Here is a 19,182-nt window from a genome sequence, read left to right as displayed (position 1 = left end):
CTCGCGGCCCGGGGTGGCGCCTGCCGGTGACGCCCGACGCCTGACCCCGGCGGCCCGGGTGCGCCTGCCGGTGACGCCCGACGCCTGACCCCCGCGGCCCGGGTGCGCCTACCGTTGAGGGATGGGCGGCGGCGTCGTGACGCTGTTCCTGTGCGGTGACGTGATGCTCGGGCGCGGCGTCGACCAGATCCTCGCGCACCCCGGTGACCCGGCCCTGCGGGAGGCGTATGTCGGGGACGCCCGGACCTACGTCCGGCTGGCGGAGTCGGCGCACGGGCCGGTGCCCGCGCCCGTGGACGCGTCGTGGCCGTGGGGTGAGGCGCTGCGGGTGCTGGACGGGGCGGCCCCGGACGCCCGGATCGTGAATCTGGAGACGTCCGTGACGGGCGGCGGCACGTTCGTACCGGGCAAGGAGATCCATTACCGGATGCACCCGGCGAACCTGCCCGCGCTGGCCGTGGCCCGGCCCGACGTGACCGTCCTCGCCAACAACCACGTCATGGACTTCGGCAGGCCGGGCCTGCTGGACACCCTGGACGCGCTGGCCCGGGCGGGCCTGCGGACGGCGGGCGCGGGACGCGACAGCGACGAGGCGTGCGCGCCCGCGGTGATCCCGCTCCCCGGCGGCCGCCGGCTGCGGGTGTCCGCCCTCGGGGCGTGCTCCAGCGGCATCCCGCCCGGCTGGGCGGCCACGGCGGACCGGCCGGGTGTGGCGTATCTGCCGCGCCTCTCGTCCGGTGCGGCCGACACCGTGCTGCGGCGGCTGGGGCGGGCCGGTGGTGGCCTCACCGTGGTGTCGGTGCACTGGGGCTCGAACTGGGGGTATCGCGTTCCCCGGGAGCAGGTCCGCTTCGCGCACGCGCTGATCGACGGCGGTGTCGACGTCGTCCACGGGCACTCCTCGCACCATCCCCGCCCGCTGGAGGTGTACCGGGACCGGCTGATCCTCTACGGCTGCGGCGACTTCGTCGACGACTACGAGGGCATCTCCGGCTACGAGGAGTACCGCGACGACCTGCGGCTCGCGTTCCTGGTGTCGGTCGAGGCGGACAGCGGACGGCTGGCCGGGCTGCGCATGGTGCCGTTCCGGGTGCGGCGGATGCGTCTCGAGCCCGCGTCCCGGGAGGAGGGTGCCTGGCTGCGTGCCACGCTGGACCAGGTCAGCGGTGGGGTGGAGGTACGGCAGGAGTCCGACGGGTCGCTGGTCGTTCCCGCGCCGGCGGCGTGATGGGGGGGCCGCCCGCGGGGTCGGGCCGCCCAGGCCGGTCGCGGGGAGTTCAGCCCGCCCAGGCCACGAGCCGGTCGCGATTTTCCGGCTCCCGCAGCCGGGTCAGCGACTCCTTCTCGAGTTGGCGTACCCGCTCCCGGGTCAGGCCGACGCGCCGTGCGACCTCGTTCAGGGTGCGGGTGTGACCGTCGTGCAGCCCGTAGCGCAGGCTGAGGATCATGGCCTCGCGGGGCGCGAGCGTGCCGACGGCCTCGCGGAGTTCCTCGGCGAGTGCCCGGAACTCGGCCACTTCCGGGGCCTGGAGCACCTCGGTGTCGGCGATGAGGTCGCCGACGACGGTCTCGCCCTTGTCGTCCACCGGCGTGTCCAGGCTGACGGCGTCCCGTCCGACATGGCGCAGCCAGGTGATCCTGTCCTCGGCCAGGCCGCTCTCCCGGGCCACCTCCTCCACGCTCGGCTCGCGCTCCAGGTCGAGTCGCAGCCGCCGCTCGACCTTGGCGATCTTCTGCAGCTGCTCCACGACGTGCATCGGCAGCCGGACGGAGCGCGCGTGCGCGGCCAGACCCCGCTCGATCGCCTGGCGGATCCACCAGGTCGCGTACGTGGAGAACTTGAAGCCCTTGGCGTGGTCGAACTTCTCCACGGCCCGGATCAGCCCGAGGTTGCCCTCCTGGATGACGTCCAGCATGGGCAGGCCGCGGTGGGCGTGCCGTTTGGCCATCGACACCACGAGCCGGAGGTTGGCCCGGACCATGTGGTCCTTGGCCCGCTGCCCGTCGCGGACGGCCTCCTCCAAGTCCCGGTGCCGCTCGGGCGTGAGGTCGTGTTCGCCGGCGTCGGCCGGTTCCAGTTCCGCCAGCGCCCGCACACCGGTCTCCATCCGCCGCGCCAGCCGCACCTCGTCCTCGGCGGTGAGCAGGGGGGTCGCGGAGATCTGCGCGAGGTACTGGCCGAGGAGGTCCGGTTCCTCGTCCGGCTCGGGGATGCGGTTGCGCAGCCGGGCGGTGCGGGCGGGGGCCCGCCGGTCCTCCCGGACGTCCGCCGCGGGGTCTTCTGCCAGGGGAGACATCGTCGGGTTCCTCCCTCTCCCGCCTCGTTCCGGCTCGCCCCGGCGGGTACCCGGGCAACGACTCCCGAACCGTGTGTCCCGGTGCCCTCGGGGGTACCCCGGGCCACATGACCGGCATCGAACTGAGCAGCAACGCGTTCAGCGACCACTCGTTCATCGCGCGCCGGCACGCGTACGAGGGACCGAACGTCTCTCCGCCGCTGGCCTGGAGCGGTGTACCGGACGACGCGGCCGAACTGGTCCTGCTGTGCGAGGATCCCGACGCCCCCTCGGGCACCTTCGCGCACTGGGTCGTGGTCGGTATCGACCCGCACAGCGACGGTGTGGAGGCCGGGCAGAGCCCACCGGGCGGCACGGAACTCGTCAACGGCTACGGGCAGCACGGCTGGGGCGGCCCCCACCCCCCGCCGGGTGACGACGCCCACCACTACTTCTTCCGGCTCTACGCCCTGTCCGAACCGTGTGTCCTGCCCGACGCGCCGCGTGCGGACCAGGTGCACGCGGAGGTGGAGAAGCGCCGCCTCGCGGACGGGACGCTGGTGGGGCTGTACCGGCGCTGACCTTCCACCTTCGGTCGGGTCAGCCGACGACCGTCCAGGTGTCGCCGCCCGTCAGCACCCCGCCTCCCCGCATCACAACGGTTGGTTGTGGTGCGGGGGCGGATGGTTGTTTGCCCGGCCCGCCCGCTTCTGGCTTGGATGACTCCCGGACAACGCGGGGTTGTCCGGGAGAGCGGGGAGTGCGCCGGATATGGCGGGCAGGCGGTCGCTTGGGCGGCGGTTCGGGTGGCTGTGGGGCGCGTACGCGGTCAGCACGGCCGGCACATGGCTCGCGTTCGACGCGTTCGCCCTGATCGCGGTCCTGGCGCTGGACGCCGGGCCGACGCAGGTGTCGCTGCTCGCGGCGGTGGGGCCGGCGGTCGGCGCGGCGGTGTCGGTGCCCCTCGGGCCGTGGGTGGAGTTCCGCCGCAAGCGGCCGGTGATGATGGCGGCGGACCTGGTCCGGTGCGTGGTGCTGCTGAGTGTCCCGGTGGCGTTCGCGCTCGGGCGGCTGGGCTTTGGCCAGTTGCTGCTGGTGTCGGTGGCCGTCGCGGCGGCCGACATCACCTTCAACGCGGCTGCCGGGGCGTTCCTGAAGGACCTGCTGCCGCGGCAGGACCTGCTCGTGGCGAACGGCCGGTTCGAGGCGACGACCTGGACCGCCAGCATGGTCGGCCCGCCGCTGGGCGGGGCCGCGATCGGCCTGTTCGGGCCGGTGACGACGGTCGTGGCCGACGCGGTGAGCTACCTGGTCTCGGCGTTCGGCATCCGGGCGATCGGGGACGCCGAGAAGCACGCTCCACGACCGGGCCCCGCGGTGACCCGGGCCGGCGACCTGCTGGAAGGCTGGCGCCACATCCTGGCCGACCCGGTCCTGCGCCCGCTCTTCTTCAACTCGCTCCTGGTGAACTCCCTGATCATGGCGGCCTCTCCCCCGCTGCTGATCCTGATGGTGGACGACCTGCACTTCGCGCCCTGGCAGTACGCCCTCGCGTTCGCGGTGCCCTGCACCGGCGGCCTGCTCGGCTCCCGGCTCGCCCCACGCCTCGTCGCGCGCCACGGCCGGCACCGGGTCCTGCTCGCGACGGGGGCGCTGCGGGCCTGCTGGCCGGTCGGCCTGGCCTTCACCGGCCCCGGGGCGCCCGGCCTGGCCTGGGTCATGGTGGTCGAGTTCGGCCTGATCACCTGCTGCGGCGTGTTCAACCCGGTCCTCGCCACACACCGTCTCGACCGCACCCCCACGGGCCGGGTCACCCGCACCCTGTCCGCCTGGTCGGCCAGCGGCAAGGCAACCACCGCGGCGGTCACGGCCCTGTGGGGCGTACTGGCCGCCTGGACGACTCCCCGCACGGCCATCGCGGTGGCCGGCGCCCTGCTCCTGGTCACGCCGTTGCTGCTGCCCCGCCGGGACCACGCCACGGGGGCCGGTCATGAACCGGCCCCCGTGGCGGTCGAGTCGGACGGCGGCTGACCCGACCGGGTCGACTCAGACCGCCCCGGGCACGTCCTCCGTGACGCCGTTCAACTCGGAGGCCGGGTCCGTTCCGTACGGGCGGGTGAGGATCTCCAGGCCGTGGCCGGCCGGGTCGGGGAAGTAGACGCCCCGGCCGCCGTCGTTGCGGTTGATGCGGCGGGGGTGGTTGCCGTGCGGGTCGGCCTGGATGGGGATCCGGGCCTCGACGAGACGGGCCAGGGCCTCGTCGAACTCCTCCTCGGAGACCAGGAACGCGTAGTGCTGCATGGGGATGTCGGCGTCGATGGTGACGAAGTCCAGCGTGACCCCGTTGGCGGTCGTCACGGGCAGGAACACCCCGGTCGGTGCCCCGACCTCGAGTCCCAGGATCTCTGCGAGGAAATGTGCGGACTTCTGCCGGTCCTTGGACAGGACGATGGTGTGGTTGAACTCGACTGACACGGTTGAATGCCTCCACGGGCATCTCGGCGGCGCCTCCATGCCTCACCCGGCCGGTGACCGGCACGCGATGCCGCGCGGTGGATCGTAGACAGCGGCCATGGAGATCGTCGAGCGGTTTTCGGCCGTGTTCGGGACCGCTGCCGGGACCGCGGGCCGTGTTGGAGACCGCAGGCCGGGGCCGCCCGTCCCGGCTGTCCCGACCTGATCCTGACAATTGTCAGGACCGTGTGGTTCCTGGGCTCCCTACAGTTCTGAACGTCGGCAAGCAGCCCGTACCGGGGCGCTGCGGACCCGGAACAGGACCGCTTCCGGCCACACCATCCTCATCTTCGTCCTTCGGGGGACACACATGAAGCGACTGATCAGCCGTACCGCCATGGGCCTCGCGGTGACCGCTCTCGCCGTCGGCGGCCTCGCCACCACGGCCCACGCGGCCCCGGCCGCCGTGGCCAACAACGGCGACCCGACCCTCACCGACGTCTACATCTGGGCCACCGACGTCAATCTGCGCCAGCAGCCGACCACCGACTCCCCACGGCTCGCGGTCCGTTCGCAGTGGTGGGGCGACGCCCTGTGCCAGAAGCAGGGCCAGACCGTGCACGACCCGGCCGTCGGCACCAACAACTGGTGGACCGCCGTCATGGAGTTCTCGGGCAGCGACATCGCCTGGGTGAACAACCTGTACATCCGGGGCGGCGAGAAGATCGCCGGCGTCCCGGACTGCTGACGCGCAGCACCCTCCACACGTCTGTGGCGGGTCACCGGGAAACCGGTGGCCCGCCACAGACGTGTGCGCACCGAAGGGGCGGCCGGAACACCGGCCGCCCCCGTAGGGCGAGTTGGGCGGTTCAGTACCAGCCGGTGTTCACCAGGTCGTGGCCGTCGCACGCGAGCAGGGCGCGCGAGACGCGGCCGTTGAGGTTGCTGCCCATCTTCGTGTAGGCGTAGGTGATGCCGGAGTCGACGGTCTCGGAGACCCAGCCGTCGTTGCGGCCCGCGCCGTTGTCGGAGCGCTGCAGGACGGCCGCGCAGCCGGGCCGGGAGTTCTCGATCCGGGCGAACGAGCCGCACTTGTCGGAGTAGAAGTACTTCAGGGCCATGCCCTCGAAGTACTTGGTGGCTCCGATCTGCCGGAAGGTACCCGAGCAGAACGTGGTGGTGGGGTACTGCCCCTCCTGCCCGTAGATTCCGTAGTTGCCGCCCGAGAACGGCTGGGCCTGGGCGGTGGTCGGGAGGAGCGCCATCACCGCGGCGGCGCCCCCCGCGGCCAGCAGTGTCGTGAGTGATCGGCGACTCATGAGCCCTCTTTCGTATGTCGGCGGGTGATGCGGTCGTGTGCGCGGCGGCCGGCCCCCGGGCCGGCCGCCGCTCGCTGGTCGTGACCGTACGGGGCGTCACGGCACCGCCGACACCTGACACTTATCAGGGTCGAAGCCGCAGGTCGCCCCCGCCGGGCGGGGCCCTGACATACGTCAGGACCGCCCGTCGCGCTCGGGCTCCTATCGTGGCGCCGCGGGCCAAGGCCCCGTAGGACCACCCGGGCGATCCAGGAAGGGCAACCATGCGCATGCTCCTGCGCGGCGCGGCGGCGCTCGCGGCCGTCGTCACGGTCGCGTCACTCACGAGCGGTGCGGCGGCACACCCCCGGACGGGCAGGGCCGCCGAGGCCGTCCGGGCCGGCGCGGCCGCCCAGATCCCGCCCGGTGTCACCGCCGGCGTGGCCGTCTACGACCGTGAAGCAGGCAGGTTCACCGAACAGGTCAACGACAGCGCGCAGTTCCGGTCCGCGTCGGTCGTCAAGCTCCTGCTGACCCTGGACTTCCTGTGGGACCGCGGGCCCGACTACACCATCCCCCCGGCCGACCGCGCCCGGCTGGAGCCGATGCTGCGCGGCAGCGACGACGACGCCGCCGACCACTACTGGTCGACGTACGGCGGCTCGGCGATCATCAAGCGGATGACCGACCGGACCGAGCTCGGTCTGCGCGACACGGCGCCACCGCCCGCCGACTACCCGGGCTTCTGGGGCTACACCGCCCTCTCCGCTCGGGACACCGTGGCGATCTACCGGTACATCCTGGAGAAGGCGCCCGCCCCCGTGCGTGACTTCATCATGGACAACCTGCGCCGCTCCACCCGCTGCTCGGCCACTGACCACTTCGACCAGCACTTCGGCATCGCCGGGGCGTTCGACAAGCCCTGGGCGGTGAAACAGGGCTGGTCCGGGAAGTACGCGAAGGGCACCTGCGGCTCTCAGGCCGCGTCCTCGGGAGCTCAGGCGGAGTCGGCCGCCCCGGCTCCCCGGGCCGCCGCGGCCGTGGACCTCTCCCGTCCCGCGCTGCACTCCACCGGCACGGTGGGCGCGAACGACCGCTCGATCGTGGCCGTGCTGACGCTGCACCCGGTCGGCACCTCGTACGGCAAGGCGTACACCGACATCGGCCGGCTGACCCGCTCGCTGAACGTGCCGGGGGCGAAGCGGCCCGCCGGGACCTGGTTCGGCACCTGGGGCGAGTTCGTGAACGTCCGCAGGGGGCCCGCCACGGGCGGTGACCGGATGACGCAGCTGCCCGCCGGGGTCGAGGTGCTGGTGGGCTGCCAGGTCCGGGGCGAGGTGGTCACCGTGCCGCCCTACACCAACGAGTGGTGGGCCTATCTGCCCCAGTACGGCGGCTACATCTCCAACATCTACATCAGCTCGCCGGACAACCGGCTGCCGAACGTCCCGGAGTGCGCCGCGTAGCGGCCGCGCCGGGAACGGGGGACGAGCGGTGGGCAGGGCTGCGGCCCCGCCCACCGCTCGCGGTCGTACGGGTCAGCGCTCGTACTCGGCGAGGTAGCGCATCACCTGGTCCACGTGCGGTTTCACCCGCTCCGGAACGCCGCGTTCCTCGATGACCGTACGGTCGCTGGTGCGGTAGCCGGCCGCCACGAGCGCGGGCAGGTCCTTCTTCGGCAGCCCGGCCTGTTTGAAGCGCTGGTCGAGCCAGCACACGTACAGGCTCATGGTGGAGATCGCGTCCGGCGGCGACATGTGGTCCTTGTCGCCGTCACCGTCCCCGTCGACCGCCCAGGCCCGGAACACCGACGGCGTCCACATGGCGATGCCGTACTCCTCGCTCTGCGGACGGGAGGCCTTCGGGTCGAAGTCGCTCTCCGCCTTGATGAGCGCGGCGAGCAGGGCGGGCGTGATCTCCTCGTCGGAGCAGCGGTGGGCCGCGCGGGCGATGACGGGGCGCAGCGCCTCGGGTACGTCGGAGTCCTCGGGGATCTCACCGGCCGGCGGGGTGGACGTGCCGGTGACGGCGGAGGTGGGGGTGGCTCGGTCGCGTTCGTCGTCCTGGGTGCCGCCGCTTCCCCCGAGGAGGGCCGCCCCGGCGACCGCGCCTGCGGTCAGGACGACGATCCCGGCCGCGAGGGCGGGCACCACACGTCTTCGGCGGCGGTGCGGGCCGGCGGTGGCGGCGTCGACCCGGGCGGCGACGCCGTCGGCCGTGTGCGGGAGCCGGGCGGCGTGGTCCGGGGCCAGGCAGTCGGCGATCAGCCGGCGCATGTCCTCGTCGAGGCCGGCGTCGAGCCGCAGGGGCGCGGTACCGCGGGCGTAGGTCTGGGCGGCCAGCGAGCGGGCCCGGGCCGTCGCGCCCGGAAAGGGGTGGAGCCCGCCCGTGAGGACCTGGTGGGCGAGGACGCCGAAGGCCCAGATGTCGGCGGTGGGCCGGACGACGGCGCCCTGGGTGCCGGTGCGCTGGGACCACCACTCGGGCGGCAGATGGTCGAGGGTGCCGAGCGGCGGCAAGTGGGCGTGGGTGCCGTCGAGTTCCGTGGCCAGGCCGAAGTCCGCCAGCCATACCTCACCGCCCGGACCCAGCAGGACGTTGGCGGGTTTGAGGTCGCCGTGCACCCACCCGGCGTCGTGCATGTGGGCGAGTCCGGCGGCGACCCCGCGCAGGACCGGGCCGGCGTCGGCGATCGGGCCGCCCGCCTCGGCGGCGTCCAGTACGTCCCTCAGACTGGCCTCGGCCCGGTCCATGACCAGCGCGATCGCGCCGTCCAGGGCGGGCAGTTCCGGTGCCTCGACGGTGCACACGGCCAGGGTGCGGACGAGGTGGGGGTGGTCGGCCTCGGCGCTGAACCGGACTTCACGCGCCACGAGTTCATCGAGCGCGGCGCGCTGCCCGGGCCCGAGGGAACCGGTCGGGAGCACCTTCACCGCGGCGGGTGTGCCGTCGGCGACCGCACGGGCTTCGTACACGGTTCCCCAGCCGCCGGAGCCGATGACCGTGCCGACCTCCCAGCCCTCGACGCGGAAGCCCTCCGGGAGGCCGGGCGGGCGGGGCGCCTCCAGCTCGTCGTCCCGCTCCTCGGACGTCATGCGCCGGCCTCCTGCGGATCGGTGAGGCGTGCGGCGCCGCGGGGCGGCAGCAGGCCGAGGTGTTCCTCGCGGACCAGGCCGAAGCGCAGGGCGACGGAGGCGAGCCGGGTGCGCTTGGCGCCGGTGCGGCCGCCGTCGGTCGCGGTCGTGGCCTCCTCACCGAGGTCCAGGCGCAACTTGGCGAAGGCGAGGTAGTCGATGTGGTAGTTGACCGCGGAGCGCGTCAGGTCCCGGCAGGACTCCAGAGGCCGCAGCCGCTCCACGATCTGCCCGACACCGGGCAGTGCCGAGTCGGAGGGGTCGCGCAACCGCGGTTCGCACAGGGCCACCAGGACGAGGAAGTACTTCGACGTCGGGTCCAGGGCGAAGGGGTGGACGGTCTGTTCGCCGCCGCCCGGCACGGACTGCTCGCCGAGATAGGCGTGCTGGGGTGCGAACACCTTGAACGTGGCGGTGCCGGACAGGGCGGGCAGCACCACGCGGGAGAACTCGAAGGGCACGGGCGCCCCGAGCCGCCCGGGCGCGACGGTGAGGTACTCGCCGGCCCCCTCCAGGTTCTCCACCACGTACGACACGCTGCGGCTGAAGTTGGACAGGCGCCAGTAGTCCCCCGCGGCTTCCAGCTGCCCGGCACGGCGGGAGATCCCCGGGTCGGTCAGGACGATGCGGACCCCCGCCCCGCCACGTCCGAAGTCCGCGATGTCCCCCGGCCCCAGATGGATCAGTTCGGGACTGCCCGTCTCGTCCACGCCCCACTGGGCGGTACCGGGCAACTGCACGATGATCGTTTCCACGCGGACTCCCCCGCTGATGTCGCCCCCGATTTGGTCGCGAGGATTGTACGGTCGGCGTCCAGGTGCCGCGGAGCCGGCGGGGCCGTCTCAGCGGGCGGTTTCCGGGCGCCGCGCGACGAACACGAACTCCCGGCCCGGCCGGTCCGGTGCGTCACGTACGTCCTCCACGACATAGCCCTGCGCCGCGAGTGCCGCCTCGACCTCCTGGCGCTCACGAAAGCGCAGCGTCGAGTCCGACGTCAGCGTCTGCCCGTCCGCGGCGAACACATAGGTCCACCGGAACGTCACCAGCGGTCCGCTCACGTCGAGCAGGTCGACCCAGGACTCGACGGCGCCGACACCGGCAATCTCTGTCACGCCGTACGTGGCCTCGCGGTTCCACTCCTGCCAGGCGCGACGGGCCGGTATCCGCGTCTCGAACACCAGCCGCCCGCCGGGCCGCAGTGCCGCCCACATTCCTTGCAGGGTCCGTTGCCAGTCCTCCGGGCCGGTGATCTCCTGGGCGGCGTTGCCCGTCATCGTCGCGAGGTCGGCGCAGAGGGGCGGCAGGGTCGTCGCGTCACCGTGGAGCCACCGCACCCGCTCACCACCCGGCTTGCCGCGCGCCACGTCCAGGGAGGCCCGGGCGGGATCGACGCCGGTGACTTCGATGCCGCGTGCGGCCAGCAGCAGCGCGAACACCCCTGCCCCGCAGCCGATGTCGAGGACGTGCCGCGCCCCGGTCTCCTCCGCCGTGCGCAGGTAGGGGGCGAGGTCGCGTCGGTCGGGGTCGAGTTGGTCGTACACCGCGGCGAGGCGCGGATGCCGGAAGCACTCGTCAGCCATGGGCCCGACGGTACGAAGGGCGGCCGCGCGCGGCCACCGGTTTACGGCGGCCCGCGTGGCGTCTCGCGTCGGCGGCCGCGTGGGTGCCTCGCCTCGGTGGCCGCGTGGGCGCCTCGCGTCGCCGTGTTCGCTCGGCCGTGTTCGCTCAGCCGTGGGAGATGCCCGTCAGCCGAGGCAGATGACGAGCAGGCAGAGTTCCTTCGGCTTCGAGTCGGCGGGAGACGTGTCGGGCGGGGTGGTCGCCGCGGGCGGGGGTGTCGAGGGGGACGTCGGCTGCTGGGCCTCGGAGCCGGACCCGGCGGCCGGCGGTGTCGTCGACTCGGTGACCTTCGACGCGGCCGAACCGGCGGTGCGGGTGGCCGTGTCGACGGTGTCGGTGACGGTCTTGCGGGGCGCGGTCGTCAGCGGCAGTTCGCGCGGCGCGGCGGCCGCGTCCGTGTGGGTGTCCGCCGGCGTGGTGCGGGGGTCGGCGGCCCGGGACCGCTCGTGGCGCGAGGCGCGGTCGGCGTGTGACGGAGTCGTGGGGGTGGCCGCCGAGCGCGGGGTGTCCTTGTCCAGGCCGTACTGGCTCGACGTCGGTTCGGCGTACGTCGGTGCCTCTCCCGCGGCGCCGCCCATGGTCGTGTCCTCCGGCGTCGCGGCCGCCTGCACGCCGGGCTTCGCGTTGCCGTTCATCGCGGCGACGGTCAGACCGCCTCCCACGAGCGCGACCGCCGTCGCCACCACGGCCCGGCGCTGGTTCTTCTTCCAGCGCGCCATCTGGCGGCGCCGGGCCGCCCGGCCCTGCGGCCGGGCTTCGTAGCCCTCGGCCGTGTCGGTGTCCGGGGCGTCGTACGCGTCGGACGAGCCGGAGCCGGGGCCCTCCGGCGTGCGCGCGGGGGTCTCGTCCCACACGGTCCCGTCGTGCCAGGTGCCGGTGGCGGCCGGGTACTCCCAGGTGGCCGGTCCACCGGGGGCCGCGATGGGCGCGGGTGCCATGGCGGGCACGGGGGCCACGGCGGGCACGCGGGCTGTGCCGCTGCGGCCGCCGATGGTGGAGGGGTCGATGTCCGGGGCGTAGGCGCCGCACCCCGGGCAGACCAAGGCGCCGTTGAGGTGCCGACGGCACGAGGAGCAGTAGTCCATGTGTGGTTTTCCCGATCTGGCTGTTCCGGCGGCTCGCCGGCCGCGCCTGGTCACGTTCGCACGTGGGATCGAGCCGCAACGCTAACGAGACTTTGAAAGGACGGTGTGCAGCCTGTGTGACACCCCTGCACAGATCCTCTGGATCTCGCGTGTGCCATGAGTGGCCCATGAGTAGAGGAACCGGAGACTGGGAACGATCGGGCCCCCGCGGCCACCACACCTGGGCCCGGGCACGCACTCCCTCAACTCTCCCAATTTTCCTGCGAACTGACGCACAACCCTTTGGGCGGCCCGCGGGTCACACCATGCAGGAGCAACCACCTCGAAGAGTTGCAAGGGGGAAATATGCGATTCACGCGTTCTGTCCTGGCCGCGTCCGCTGTGGCGGCACTGTCCGTGGGGACCATGACCGCCCTGGCGTCGCCGGCGTCGGCCGCGCCCAACACCACTCCGCAGAAGGTCTGCGGCAGTGGCTACAAGACGGTCAACTCGGCGACCGTCGGCTCGCTGGGGACCGTCTACCTGACCTACAACGCCTCCAACGGCCAGAACTGCGTCACGACCATCCGCAACAACCCGGGCAAGGCCGTCGACATGTCCGCCTGGGTCTCCGTCCCGGACACCGAGCAGAGCGACTACGACGAGGGCGTGTTCACGTCGTACGCCGGTCCGACGTACGCCTACGGCAAGGGCCACTGCGTGGACTGGGGCGGCAGCATCGCCAACACGTACGTGCAGGTGTACGGCTCCAACTGCGGTTCCCTGAAGGAGCACCGGGTCACCTTCACCCGCTGACCCCCCTCCGGCCGGGCCCCACGGGCGACCGTGGTGGCCCGGCTTCTCCGTGCCGGCCCTACGCCCAGGCCGTCACCGGCACGAACGAGCTGTCCTGCCGGAACAGGTCCGTCCCGTCGGAGCGCTCCACGCGGAGCTGGTAGGCGTAGTGGCGCAGGTAGTGCCCCGGGTAGTTGTACGACTCGAAGCGGACGGAGCCCGAGGACGCGCCGGCACGGAGGAAGAACGTGGCGTCCTTGGCGAAGGTCCTCGTGCCGTTGTCGGCGTCGAAGCGGGCGCGGAAGTCCCAGTGGCGCAGGTAGTTGCCGGCCGCGTCCCGGAAGGAGTAGCCGCTGCCGTCGGCGAGGCCGGCGACGACCGTGAAAGTGGCGGCCTGCTTCTCGGCGGTGGTGCCGGCGGTGCCGACCACGGGCAGGTTGAGCAGCGAGGACTGCTGCTGCCAGTAGCGGGTGGTGTAGTTGGCGGAGCGGAAGGAGCGCGTGATGTTCCGGGCCAGGCTGGGGCCGCCCGTGACCGTCTCCTTGACCACCGTGAAGTGCCGGGCCGTGCCGGAGATCGCGGGCAGCGCGGCCGGTGCGGTCCAGGTCGCGAAGGTGTCGTGGCTGTCGCTGTAGTAGTAGGTGCCGTCACCGTAGCCGTCGAAGAACATCCGCCAGCCGCCGTTGTCGAGCTGCACGAGTGCCGGACCCTCGCGATAGCTGCCCCAGCCGGCCCAGTTGCCCGTCCGGCGGATCGTGTAGGGGCCCGCGAGGTTGGAGGCGGTGGCGTACTCGATGTACTTCGTCGTCTCGTTCTTAGGGAAGGCGTGGTACGTCGAGCCGATCTTCACGATGAACGTGTCGATGTGGTTGGCGCCGATGCCCGAGAGGGCGACCGGTGACCTCCACGCCGTCAGGGCCGAGTTCGTGGCCCTCAGCAGGTAAGGCGTGAAGATCCACTCGTCGTTCGTGGTGGAGCAGGACACGATGATGTTCACGCTGCCGTCGCTGTCGACGAACCACTCCGGGGCCCAGGCGCGGGAGAGGCCTGTGATCGGGACGGTGTAGTCGTACAGGAACGTCCAGTTGACGCGGTCGGAGCTGCGGGCGAAGCCGATGGTCGTGCTGGGGTCCTGCCAGGTGTGCGTGGTGTAGGTGACGTAGTAGTAGCCGTCGGTGTGTCTGATGACGCTGGCGTCGCGGATCCGGTTCGCGGGCGGTGTGTACGCGGAGGAGCGCAGCAGTCTGAAGTCGGTGGCGTCGTCCGACTGGTAGACGTTGACCGTGCCGTCGTTGCTGTTGAGGAAGGGCACGATGGTGTAGCGGGTGGCCGAGCCGTTCGGGGGTGCGGCGGCCAGGGCGCTGCCGAGCAGCCCGGGGGCTTCGCCGAGCAGGGCCGCCGAGGCGGGCACGGCGGCCAGGGCGCGCAGCAGGGTGCGGCGGGACGGGGCGGCGGGGTGTGGGGTCACGGCGGCTCTCCCTGGGAGACCAGAAATTCGATATATCGAACAGGGTTCGGCGACTCGCTCAGGAGGGTGGGGCTCGAAAGGTAAGGGCGAGGCAGAGGTGCGTCAATGGTTTGAGCAGGTGCCGATGTGCCCAGTGAGGAGGATGCGGCCGATGGTGAACTTCCACTTCTGTCGTCGCCGTTCCGCCACCGGCCACCGGACGTTACCGTTCGGTAGAGAAACCGCTTCCGGAGGTGTGTCCGTATGACGCTCGACCGCTGCGAAGGCCTGGCGGAGACCGCCCGTGCGCTGGCCGCGGGGGAGGCGACGTCACGGGCGCTGGTCGAGCGGACACTGGCACGGATCGAGGCGACGCAGGGCAGCCTCAACGCCTTCCGGATCGTCCGGGCCGAAGCCGCGCTCGCCGAGGCCGACGCCGCGGACCGGGAGCTGGCAGCGGCCTCCGGCCGGGACCTGCCCGCCGAGCGCGCGCACCGGCCGCTGCTCGGCGTCCCCGTCGCGGTAAAGGACGACATGGACGTCGCCGGTGAGCCGACCGCGTTCGGCTGCTGCGGGGAGTTCCCGCCGGTCGCGGAGGACGGCGAGGCGGTGCGGCGGCTGCGCGCGGCCGGGGCCGTGATCATCGGCAAGACCAACACCTGCGAGTTCGGGCAGTGGCCCTTCACCGAGGGGCCCGCCTTCGGCGCCACTCGCAACCCGTGGAGCACGGAGCACACGCCCGGCGGTTCCTCGGGCGGGTCGGCCGCCGCGGTCGCCGCCGGTCTGGTGCCCGCCGCCCTCGGCTCGGACGGCGCGGGTTCGGTGCGGATCCCGGCCGCGTGGACGCATCTGGTCGGCATCAAGCCGCAGCGCGGCCGTGTCTCGACCTGGCCGCGCGGCGAGTCCTTCCAGGGCATCACCGTCAACGGCACCCTGGCCCGCACGGTCGCCGACGCGGCCCTGCTGCTGGACGCGGCGAGCGGCAACCACGCCCAGGACCCGCACCAGCCCCCGCACCTCGACGTGTCCGGGGCCGTCGGCCGCGATCCGGGCCGGCTGCGCATCGCGCTCTCCCTCAAGCCGCCGTTCACGGCGGTGCCCGCCCGGCTCCTGCCCGAGGTGCGGACCCGGGTCGTCGAACTGGCCGAGCGGCTCGCCGAGGCGGGGCACTTCGTCGAGGAGGCGGACCCGCCGTACGGGCAGATCGGACTGACCTTCGTGCCGCGCGCCACGGCCGGGATCGCCGAGCGCGTGGGCGAGGCGCCCTTCCCGGCGCTGCTCGACCGGCGCACCCGGGACGCGGCCCGGCTGGGCCGGCTTCTCGGCGGTGCCCCGCTGCGGGCGGCCCGGCGCGCGGAAGCGGTGCTGCACCAGCGTATCGGCGGGTTCTTCACCTCCTACGACATCGTCCTCGCGCCGACGACCGCCGCTCCCCCGCCGCGCATCGGCGCCCTGCTCGAACTCAGCGGGTTCGCCACCGACCGGGCGATGATCGCGGCCTGCCCGTACGCCTGGCCGTGGAACGTGCTGGGCTGGCCCGGCGTCAACGTGCCCGCCGGGTTCACGCCGGACGGACTGCCGGTCGGCGCGCAGTTGCTGGGCCCGGCGAACAGCGAGCCGCTTCTCGTGCAGGTGGCCGCGCAGTTGGAGGCGGAGCTGCGCTGGGCCGAGAAGTGGCCCTCGCCGCCGGTCACGGAACGTTTCGCCGCCGCCTGAGCGACCGTAGGCTGTCCTCATGGCGGACGCGTCGATGGTCGGGCTCATGGGACGGGTCACCGGGACGATCGGGCCCGGGCTGGTCGGCGAGGTGATCGTCCGAGTACGGGGCGGCGCCGAGCACTTCCTCGCCCACCCGGCTTCCGCGACGGACCGCTTGGAGACGGGCACGGTCGTGATGGTGGTGGAGTACCTCCCCCCGAGGACCGTCTACGTCACGGCGGCGTACGACAGTTGAGCCCGCTGCGACGCAGGTGAGAGCCGTACGCGTCAAGCTTCTGCCAAGGATGCGCCGGTGGCTGTACCCGGGCTTCGCCGAGGAGCACACTCCCCTTCGTTCGGTGCCGAGAGGGCACCATGCAAAGGGGGCGAATGCCGATGGTCGTCGGCGTCGTAGCGGGGGTGGCGGTTGCCGCCGTCCTCGTGCTGATCGGTCTGTTCAAGCTCATGTGGCGGGTCGCCGAACCCAACGAGGCACTGATCATCTCGGGCTCCAAGCACCGCACGGAGGGCATCGAGGAGGGCCTGGGGTTCCGCATCGTCACCGGGCGCGGCACGCTCGTGATGCCCGGGGTGCAGGCGGTGCGCAAGCTCTCGCTCGACCTGAACGAGACGGAACTCCAGGTGGACTGCGTGACCCACCAGGGCATCCCGCTGAAGGTGCGGGGCGTGGTCATCTTCAAGGTGGGCGACGACTTCGTGTCGATCGCGAACGCGGCCCGCCGCTTCCTCGACCAGCAGAAGCTGATGTCGGAGCGGGTGCACAACGTCTTCGCCGGTCATCTGCGGTCGATCGTGGGCGGGTTGACGGTCGAGGACATGATCCGGGACCGGGAGAAGCTCACCGGGCAGACGCGTGCCGCCTGCGGCACCGAGATGGAGAAGCTGGGCCTGATCGTGGACTCGCTGCAGATCCACGAGATCGAGGACCCGACGGGGTACATCCAGAACCTCGCCATGCCGCACGCGGCGGCCGTGCAGCGCGACGCGCGCATCGCGCAGGCGGAGGCGAACCGGCTGGCCACCGAGGCCGAGCAGCAGTCGTTCGCCCGGATGGCGGAGGCGACCCGGGACAGCGAGATCCTCCAGGCCGGCTACCAGGCCGAGCGCGACAAGGCGGCCGCGAAGGCCCGGCAGGCCGGGCCGCTCGCCGAGGCCGGTGCCCGGCAGGAGGTCGTCGTCCAGGAGACGCGGGTCGCGGAGCTGGAGGCGCACCGGCGCGAGCAGCAACTCCAGGCGGACGTCCGCAAGCCCGCCGACGCGGCGGCCTACGAGACGCGCACCCTGGCCGAGGCCGACCGTGACGCGCGGATCTCCTCGGCGCAGGCACAGGCCAAGGAGACGGAGCTGGCGGCCGCCGCCGAGGCGACCCGGGTCAAGACGGCCGCGGGTGCCGAGGCCGAGGCGACCAAGGCGCGGGGCGAGGCGGCCGCGCAGGCGACCCGGGCCACCGGTGCGGCCGAGGCGGCAGCGGCGCAGGCCAGGGGCCTGGCGGAGGCCGAGGCGGCCAAGGCGAAGGGCCTCGCGGAGGCGGAGGCCATCAAGGCCCGTGCCGCCGCCCTGGCGGAGAACCAGGAGGCCGTCGTCGCCCAGCAACTCGCCGAGAACTGGCCGGAGATCGTGAAGGCCGGCGCGTCCGCCTTCGGCAACGTGGACAACATGGTGCTGCTCAACGGCGCCGACGGTATGGCAGACATGTTCGCCAAGGCGCTGACCATGGGCGGCACGGGGCTGGGCCTCGCCCGCCAGTTGCTCGCGTCGATGGACCGCGGCGGGCCGGCACCGCAGGGCGCCTCGTCCCTGAACGGGCAGGCCCAGAAGGTGCCGGTGGACGACAAGTGACCCGGGCGGCGTGCTCGCGGAGGCAGCCTCTAAGGTGCCCCCGTGAGCACGTTTGCCGACGAGAACGTCCCCGGCCGTCACGGCCCCTCCGCCACCGTCCAGGCCGACCCGCGCGGGGTGGGCCGGGTGCGGACGGAGTACTCGCCCGCGCACGACGGCGACCCGGATCCCGGGGAGATCGTCTGGACGTGGGTGCCCTTCGAGGAGAACGACGGGCGGGGCAAGGACCGCCCGGTGTTGGTCGTCGCCCGCGAGCCGGGCGGGACGTTCCTGGCCGTGCAGTTGTCCAGCAAGCGGCACGACGGCGACCTGGAGTGGGTGCCGATCGGCAGCGGGCCGTGGGACCGGACGGGCCGGGACTCGTGGGTCGACGTGGACCGGGTGCTGCGGCTGCACGAGGACGGCATGCGCCGGGAGGCCTGCGCCCTGGACCGCATGCGGTTCAACCTGGTCAGGCGCCGCCTGCAGGAACGCTACGGCTGGAGCTGAACGCCTCCTCGAAGGCGCCCGGCACCGGACGGTCAAGCGTCCGGTCCAGGACCCCGAACACCACGTGCTCGAAGGCCCGCGCGAACCGGCCGCCGGGCTCCGGCAGCGCCCGGAACGCCTCCGCCACCTGCGCGGGGTCGTTGCGGAACACCCCGCAGCCCCAGGCCCCCAGGACGAGCCGGCGGTGCCGTGGGCCCGCGGCGGTCTCCAGCACGCGTTCGGCCCGAGCCGCGAGGGCCCGCGGCAGTTCGGGGGCCCGTTCGGGCGCCGTGCGGTGCACCACGCCCGCGTTGGGCGCGGGAGAGGTCAGGAAGCCGGCGGCGTACGGCTCGGCCAGCAGGCCGCCCCGGTCGTCGCGGAAGACGGGCACGGCCGGTGAGCGGATGACACGGTCCGTGCAGAACGGGTCGCGGTGGGCCCGGTGGTGGTCGTAGAAGGCGCGGGCCTCGAGGAGGCAGGTGTACAGCGCGCAGGCCCGGCACATGGCCTCCTCCTGGGCCCGGGCGCCGTTGAGATGACCGCTGCCGGGATTGCGACCGGGTGCCCGTCACCCCCGACTGGGGCGTGGCCCGGCGCGCCGAGCGCAAGGCACGCCGCGAACGGGCCGCGCGGGCGCCGGCCGCCGACCGAGGCGAAGTTCAGCACGGCCACGTGCCCGCCGAGTCCCACAGGTGCCGCTGGGCGGCGAAGCACTCCATGGCCGTGCAGCCGGCGGGCGGCTTCCAGGCTGCTCTCGCCCGTGACCTCGATCAGCGTCGCCCGTGCCCCCGTCACCCGATCGGCGGGTACCGGCACCGGTTCCGGCCCGTGCAGGCGCGTGCCCTCGCGCGCCGCCCGCACTTCCGCCGCGATCGAGACCTCGCGCCCGTCCGGGGCGCGGTAGGCGCCCGCCGCGACGATCTGTTCGGTCTGCTGCGCGACGCCGCGCAGGCGCGCGGTCACGGCGCGACCCCCGTGCGCGCCGTGACCGCGCGCCGCGCGGCCGTTCTTGTCGTGCTCACGCAGGCATCGTGAGTGATGCCGGATCTCCGGCGCAACAGAGTTTTC

18 protein-coding genes and 1 pseudogene are annotated in these 19,182 nt (G+C 73.0%); 10 read left to right on the top strand and 9 right to left on the bottom strand.

Features of this window, described 5'->3' with window-relative positions; all coding sequences use genetic code 11:
• Positions 1–121: 121 nt before the first annotated feature.
• Positions 122–1,228, top strand: a complete 1,107-nt coding sequence (locus QOL88_RS35345) for a CapA family protein (RefSeq protein ID WP_097222296.1) — start codon at positions 122–124, stop codon at positions 1,226–1,228.
• A 49-nt stretch (positions 1,229–1,277) separates the two neighbouring features.
• On the opposite strand, the gene QOL88_RS35340 is transcribed toward QOL88_RS35345, so the two are convergent.
• Positions 1,278–2,297 (bottom strand): sigma-70 family RNA polymerase sigma factor, encoded by a 1,020-nt coding sequence (locus QOL88_RS35340; protein WP_097222295.1) that lies wholly within the window; start codon positions 2,295–2,297, stop codon positions 1,278–1,280.
• 107 nt (positions 2,298–2,404) lie between these two features.
• Here QOL88_RS35340 and QOL88_RS35335 point away from each other — a divergent pair, with 107 nt between their 5' ends.
• Together QOL88_RS35335 and QOL88_RS35330 are read left to right on the top strand one after the other, a co-directional pair.
• Positions 2,405–2,857: a YbhB/YbcL family Raf kinase inhibitor-like protein gene (locus QOL88_RS35335; RefSeq protein WP_097222294.1), complete on the top strand. Its 453-nt coding sequence runs from the start codon at positions 2,405–2,407 to the stop codon at positions 2,855–2,857.
• 190 nt (positions 2,858–3,047) lie between these two features.
• Positions 3,048–4,307, top strand: coding sequence for an MFS transporter (locus QOL88_RS35330; protein WP_097222293.1), 1,260 nt, complete (start codon positions 3,048–3,050; stop codon positions 4,305–4,307).
• Positions 4,308–4,322: 15 nt separating this feature from the next.
• Here QOL88_RS35330 and QOL88_RS35325 read toward each other — a convergent pair whose 3' ends face one another.
• Positions 4,323–4,751: a VOC family protein gene (locus QOL88_RS35325; protein ID WP_097222292.1), complete on the bottom strand. Its 429-nt coding sequence runs from the start codon at positions 4,749–4,751 to the stop codon at positions 4,323–4,325.
• Positions 4,752–5,100: 349 nt separating this feature from the next.
• Between QOL88_RS35325 and QOL88_RS35320 the strand changes: the two genes are divergently transcribed.
• Positions 5,101–5,478 (top strand): peptidase M23, encoded by a 378-nt coding sequence (locus QOL88_RS35320; RefSeq protein ID WP_097222291.1) that lies wholly within the window; start codon positions 5,101–5,103, stop codon positions 5,476–5,478.
• 121 nt (positions 5,479–5,599) lie between these two features.
• On the opposite strand, the gene QOL88_RS35315 is transcribed toward QOL88_RS35320, so the two are convergent.
• Positions 5,600–6,049 carry a hypothetical protein gene (locus tag QOL88_RS35315; RefSeq protein WP_097222290.1) on the bottom strand — a complete coding sequence of 150 codons (450 nt, stop codon included), beginning with the start codon at positions 6,047–6,049 and terminating at the stop codon, positions 5,600–5,602.
• A 263-nt stretch (positions 6,050–6,312) separates the two neighbouring features.
• Here QOL88_RS35315 and QOL88_RS35310 point away from each other — a divergent pair, with 263 nt between their 5' ends.
• Positions 6,313–7,494, top strand: a complete 1,182-nt coding sequence (locus QOL88_RS35310) for an SH3 domain-containing protein (protein WP_097222289.1) — start codon at positions 6,313–6,315, stop codon at positions 7,492–7,494.
• Between the two features lie 72 nt (positions 7,495–7,566).
• Here the strand turns inward: QOL88_RS35310 and QOL88_RS35305 are convergent, their stop codons facing one another.
• The 4 genes from QOL88_RS35305 to QOL88_RS35290 all read right to left on the bottom strand — a co-directional run bounded on the left by QOL88_RS35305 (position 7,567) and on the right by QOL88_RS35290 (position 11,867).
• The gene (locus QOL88_RS35305; protein ID WP_097222288.1) at positions 7,567–9,123 is read right to left on the bottom strand and encodes a serine/threonine-protein kinase; all 1,557 of its coding nucleotides are present in this window, start codon (positions 9,121–9,123) and stop codon (positions 7,567–7,569) included.
• The gene (locus QOL88_RS35300) at positions 9,120–9,917 is read right to left on the bottom strand and encodes a hypothetical protein (RefSeq protein WP_031110293.1); all 798 of its coding nucleotides are present in this window, start codon (positions 9,915–9,917) and stop codon (positions 9,120–9,122) included. The genes QOL88_RS35305 and QOL88_RS35300 overlap by 4 nt, the downstream gene beginning before the upstream one ends.
• A gap of 87 nt (positions 9,918–10,004) precedes the next feature.
• A complete protein-coding gene (locus tag QOL88_RS35295; RefSeq protein WP_097222287.1) occupies positions 10,005–10,742 on the bottom strand; it encodes a class I SAM-dependent methyltransferase in 738 nt (245 codons plus the stop codon).
• A 165-nt stretch (positions 10,743–10,907) separates the two neighbouring features.
• Positions 10,908–11,867: an SCO2400 family protein gene (locus QOL88_RS35290; protein ID WP_097222286.1), complete on the bottom strand. Its 960-nt coding sequence runs from the start codon at positions 11,865–11,867 to the stop codon at positions 10,908–10,910.
• 345 nt (positions 11,868–12,212) lie between these two features.
• On the opposite strand from QOL88_RS35290, the gene QOL88_RS35285 reads away from it, so the two are divergent.
• Positions 12,213–12,662, top strand: a complete 450-nt coding sequence (locus QOL88_RS35285) for a spore-associated protein (protein ID WP_097222285.1) — start codon at positions 12,213–12,215, stop codon at positions 12,660–12,662.
• Between the two features lie 58 nt (positions 12,663–12,720).
• Here the strand turns inward: QOL88_RS35285 and QOL88_RS35280 are convergent, their stop codons facing one another.
• Complete coding sequence (locus QOL88_RS35280; protein ID WP_097222284.1) at positions 12,721–14,109, bottom strand: glycoside hydrolase family 43 protein; 1,389 nt, start codon at positions 14,107–14,109, stop codon at positions 12,721–12,723.
• Positions 14,110–14,352: 243 nt separating this feature from the next.
• Between QOL88_RS35280 and QOL88_RS35275 the strand changes: the two genes are divergently transcribed.
• The 4 genes from QOL88_RS35275 (at position 14,353) to QOL88_RS35260 (ending at position 18,135) form a co-directional block, all read left to right on the top strand.
• A complete protein-coding gene (locus QOL88_RS35275; protein ID WP_097222283.1) occupies positions 14,353–15,804 on the top strand; it encodes an amidase in 1,452 nt (483 codons plus the stop codon).
• A gap of 19 nt (positions 15,805–15,823) precedes the next feature.
• Positions 15,824–16,042 carry an NfeD C-terminal domain-containing protein gene (locus tag QOL88_RS35270; RefSeq protein WP_257027976.1) on the top strand — a complete coding sequence of 73 codons (219 nt, stop codon included), beginning with the start codon at positions 15,824–15,826 and terminating at the stop codon, positions 16,040–16,042.
• A gap of 134 nt (positions 16,043–16,176) precedes the next feature.
• The gene (locus QOL88_RS35265; protein WP_097222282.1) at positions 16,177–17,646 is read left to right on the top strand and encodes an SPFH domain-containing protein; all 1,470 of its coding nucleotides are present in this window, start codon (positions 16,177–16,179) and stop codon (positions 17,644–17,646) included.
• Between the two features lie 42 nt (positions 17,647–17,688).
• A complete protein-coding gene (locus QOL88_RS35260) occupies positions 17,689–18,135 on the top strand; it encodes a type II toxin-antitoxin system PemK/MazF family toxin (RefSeq protein ID WP_097222281.1) in 447 nt (148 codons plus the stop codon).
• Here the strand turns inward: QOL88_RS35260 and QOL88_RS35255 are convergent.
• Positions 18,098–19,077 (bottom strand): annotated as a pseudogene (locus QOL88_RS35255) (TIGR02452 family protein). The gene QOL88_RS35260 and the pseudogene QOL88_RS35255 sit on opposite strands and share 38 nt — an antisense overlap.
• Positions 19,078–19,182: the final 105 nt, after the last annotated feature.

The organism is Streptomyces sp. Ag82_O1-12 (assembly GCF_900182715.1).
Classification (GTDB): Bacteria; Actinomycetota; Actinomycetes; order Streptomycetales; family Streptomycetaceae; genus Streptomyces; species Streptomyces massasporeus.
This window is presented reverse-complemented; position numbering and strand designations above follow the sequence as displayed.

What these genes read in the sequence shown, in the direction of transcription:
- QOL88_RS35315 (WP_097222290.1), bottom strand. Translation starts at nt 6,049, where the DNA reads ATGAGTCGCCGATCACTCACGACACTGCTGGCCGCGGGGGGCGCCGCC.
- QOL88_RS35340 (WP_097222295.1), bottom strand. Translation starts at nt 2,297, where the DNA reads ATGTCTCCCCTGGCAGAAGACCCCGCGGCGGACGTCCGGGAGGACCGG.
- QOL88_RS35320 (WP_097222291.1), top strand. Translation starts at nt 5,101, where the DNA reads ATGAAGCGACTGATCAGCCGTACCGCCATGGGCCTCGCGGTGACCGCT.
- QOL88_RS35275 (WP_097222283.1), top strand. Translation starts at nt 14,353, where the DNA reads ATGACGCTCGACCGCTGCGAAGGCCTGGCGGAGACCGCCCGTGCGCTG.
- QOL88_RS35270 (WP_257027976.1), top strand. Translation starts at nt 15,824, where the DNA reads ATGGCGGACGCGTCGATGGTCGGGCTCATGGGACGGGTCACCGGGACG.
- QOL88_RS35310 (WP_097222289.1), top strand. Translation starts at nt 6,313, where the DNA reads ATGCGCATGCTCCTGCGCGGCGCGGCGGCGCTCGCGGCCGTCGTCACG.
- QOL88_RS35265 (WP_097222282.1), top strand. Translation starts at nt 16,177, where the DNA reads ATGCCGATGGTCGTCGGCGTCGTAGCGGGGGTGGCGGTTGCCGCCGTC.
- QOL88_RS35345 (WP_097222296.1), top strand. Translation starts at nt 122, where the DNA reads ATGGGCGGCGGCGTCGTGACGCTGTTCCTGTGCGGTGACGTGATGCTC.
- QOL88_RS35335 (WP_097222294.1), top strand. Translation starts at nt 2,405, where the DNA reads ATGACCGGCATCGAACTGAGCAGCAACGCGTTCAGCGACCACTCGTTC.
- QOL88_RS35295 (WP_097222287.1), bottom strand. Translation starts at nt 10,742, where the DNA reads ATGGCTGACGAGTGCTTCCGGCATCCGCGCCTCGCCGCGGTGTACGAC.
- QOL88_RS35290 (WP_097222286.1), bottom strand. Translation starts at nt 11,867, where the DNA reads ATGGACTACTGCTCCTCGTGCCGTCGGCACCTCAACGGCGCCTTGGTC.
- QOL88_RS35285 (WP_097222285.1), top strand. Translation starts at nt 12,213, where the DNA reads ATGCGATTCACGCGTTCTGTCCTGGCCGCGTCCGCTGTGGCGGCACTG.
- QOL88_RS35330 (WP_097222293.1), top strand. Translation starts at nt 3,048, where the DNA reads ATGGCGGGCAGGCGGTCGCTTGGGCGGCGGTTCGGGTGGCTGTGGGGC.
- QOL88_RS35305 (WP_097222288.1), bottom strand. Translation starts at nt 9,123, where the DNA reads ATGACGTCCGAGGAGCGGGACGACGAGCTGGAGGCGCCCCGCCCGCCC.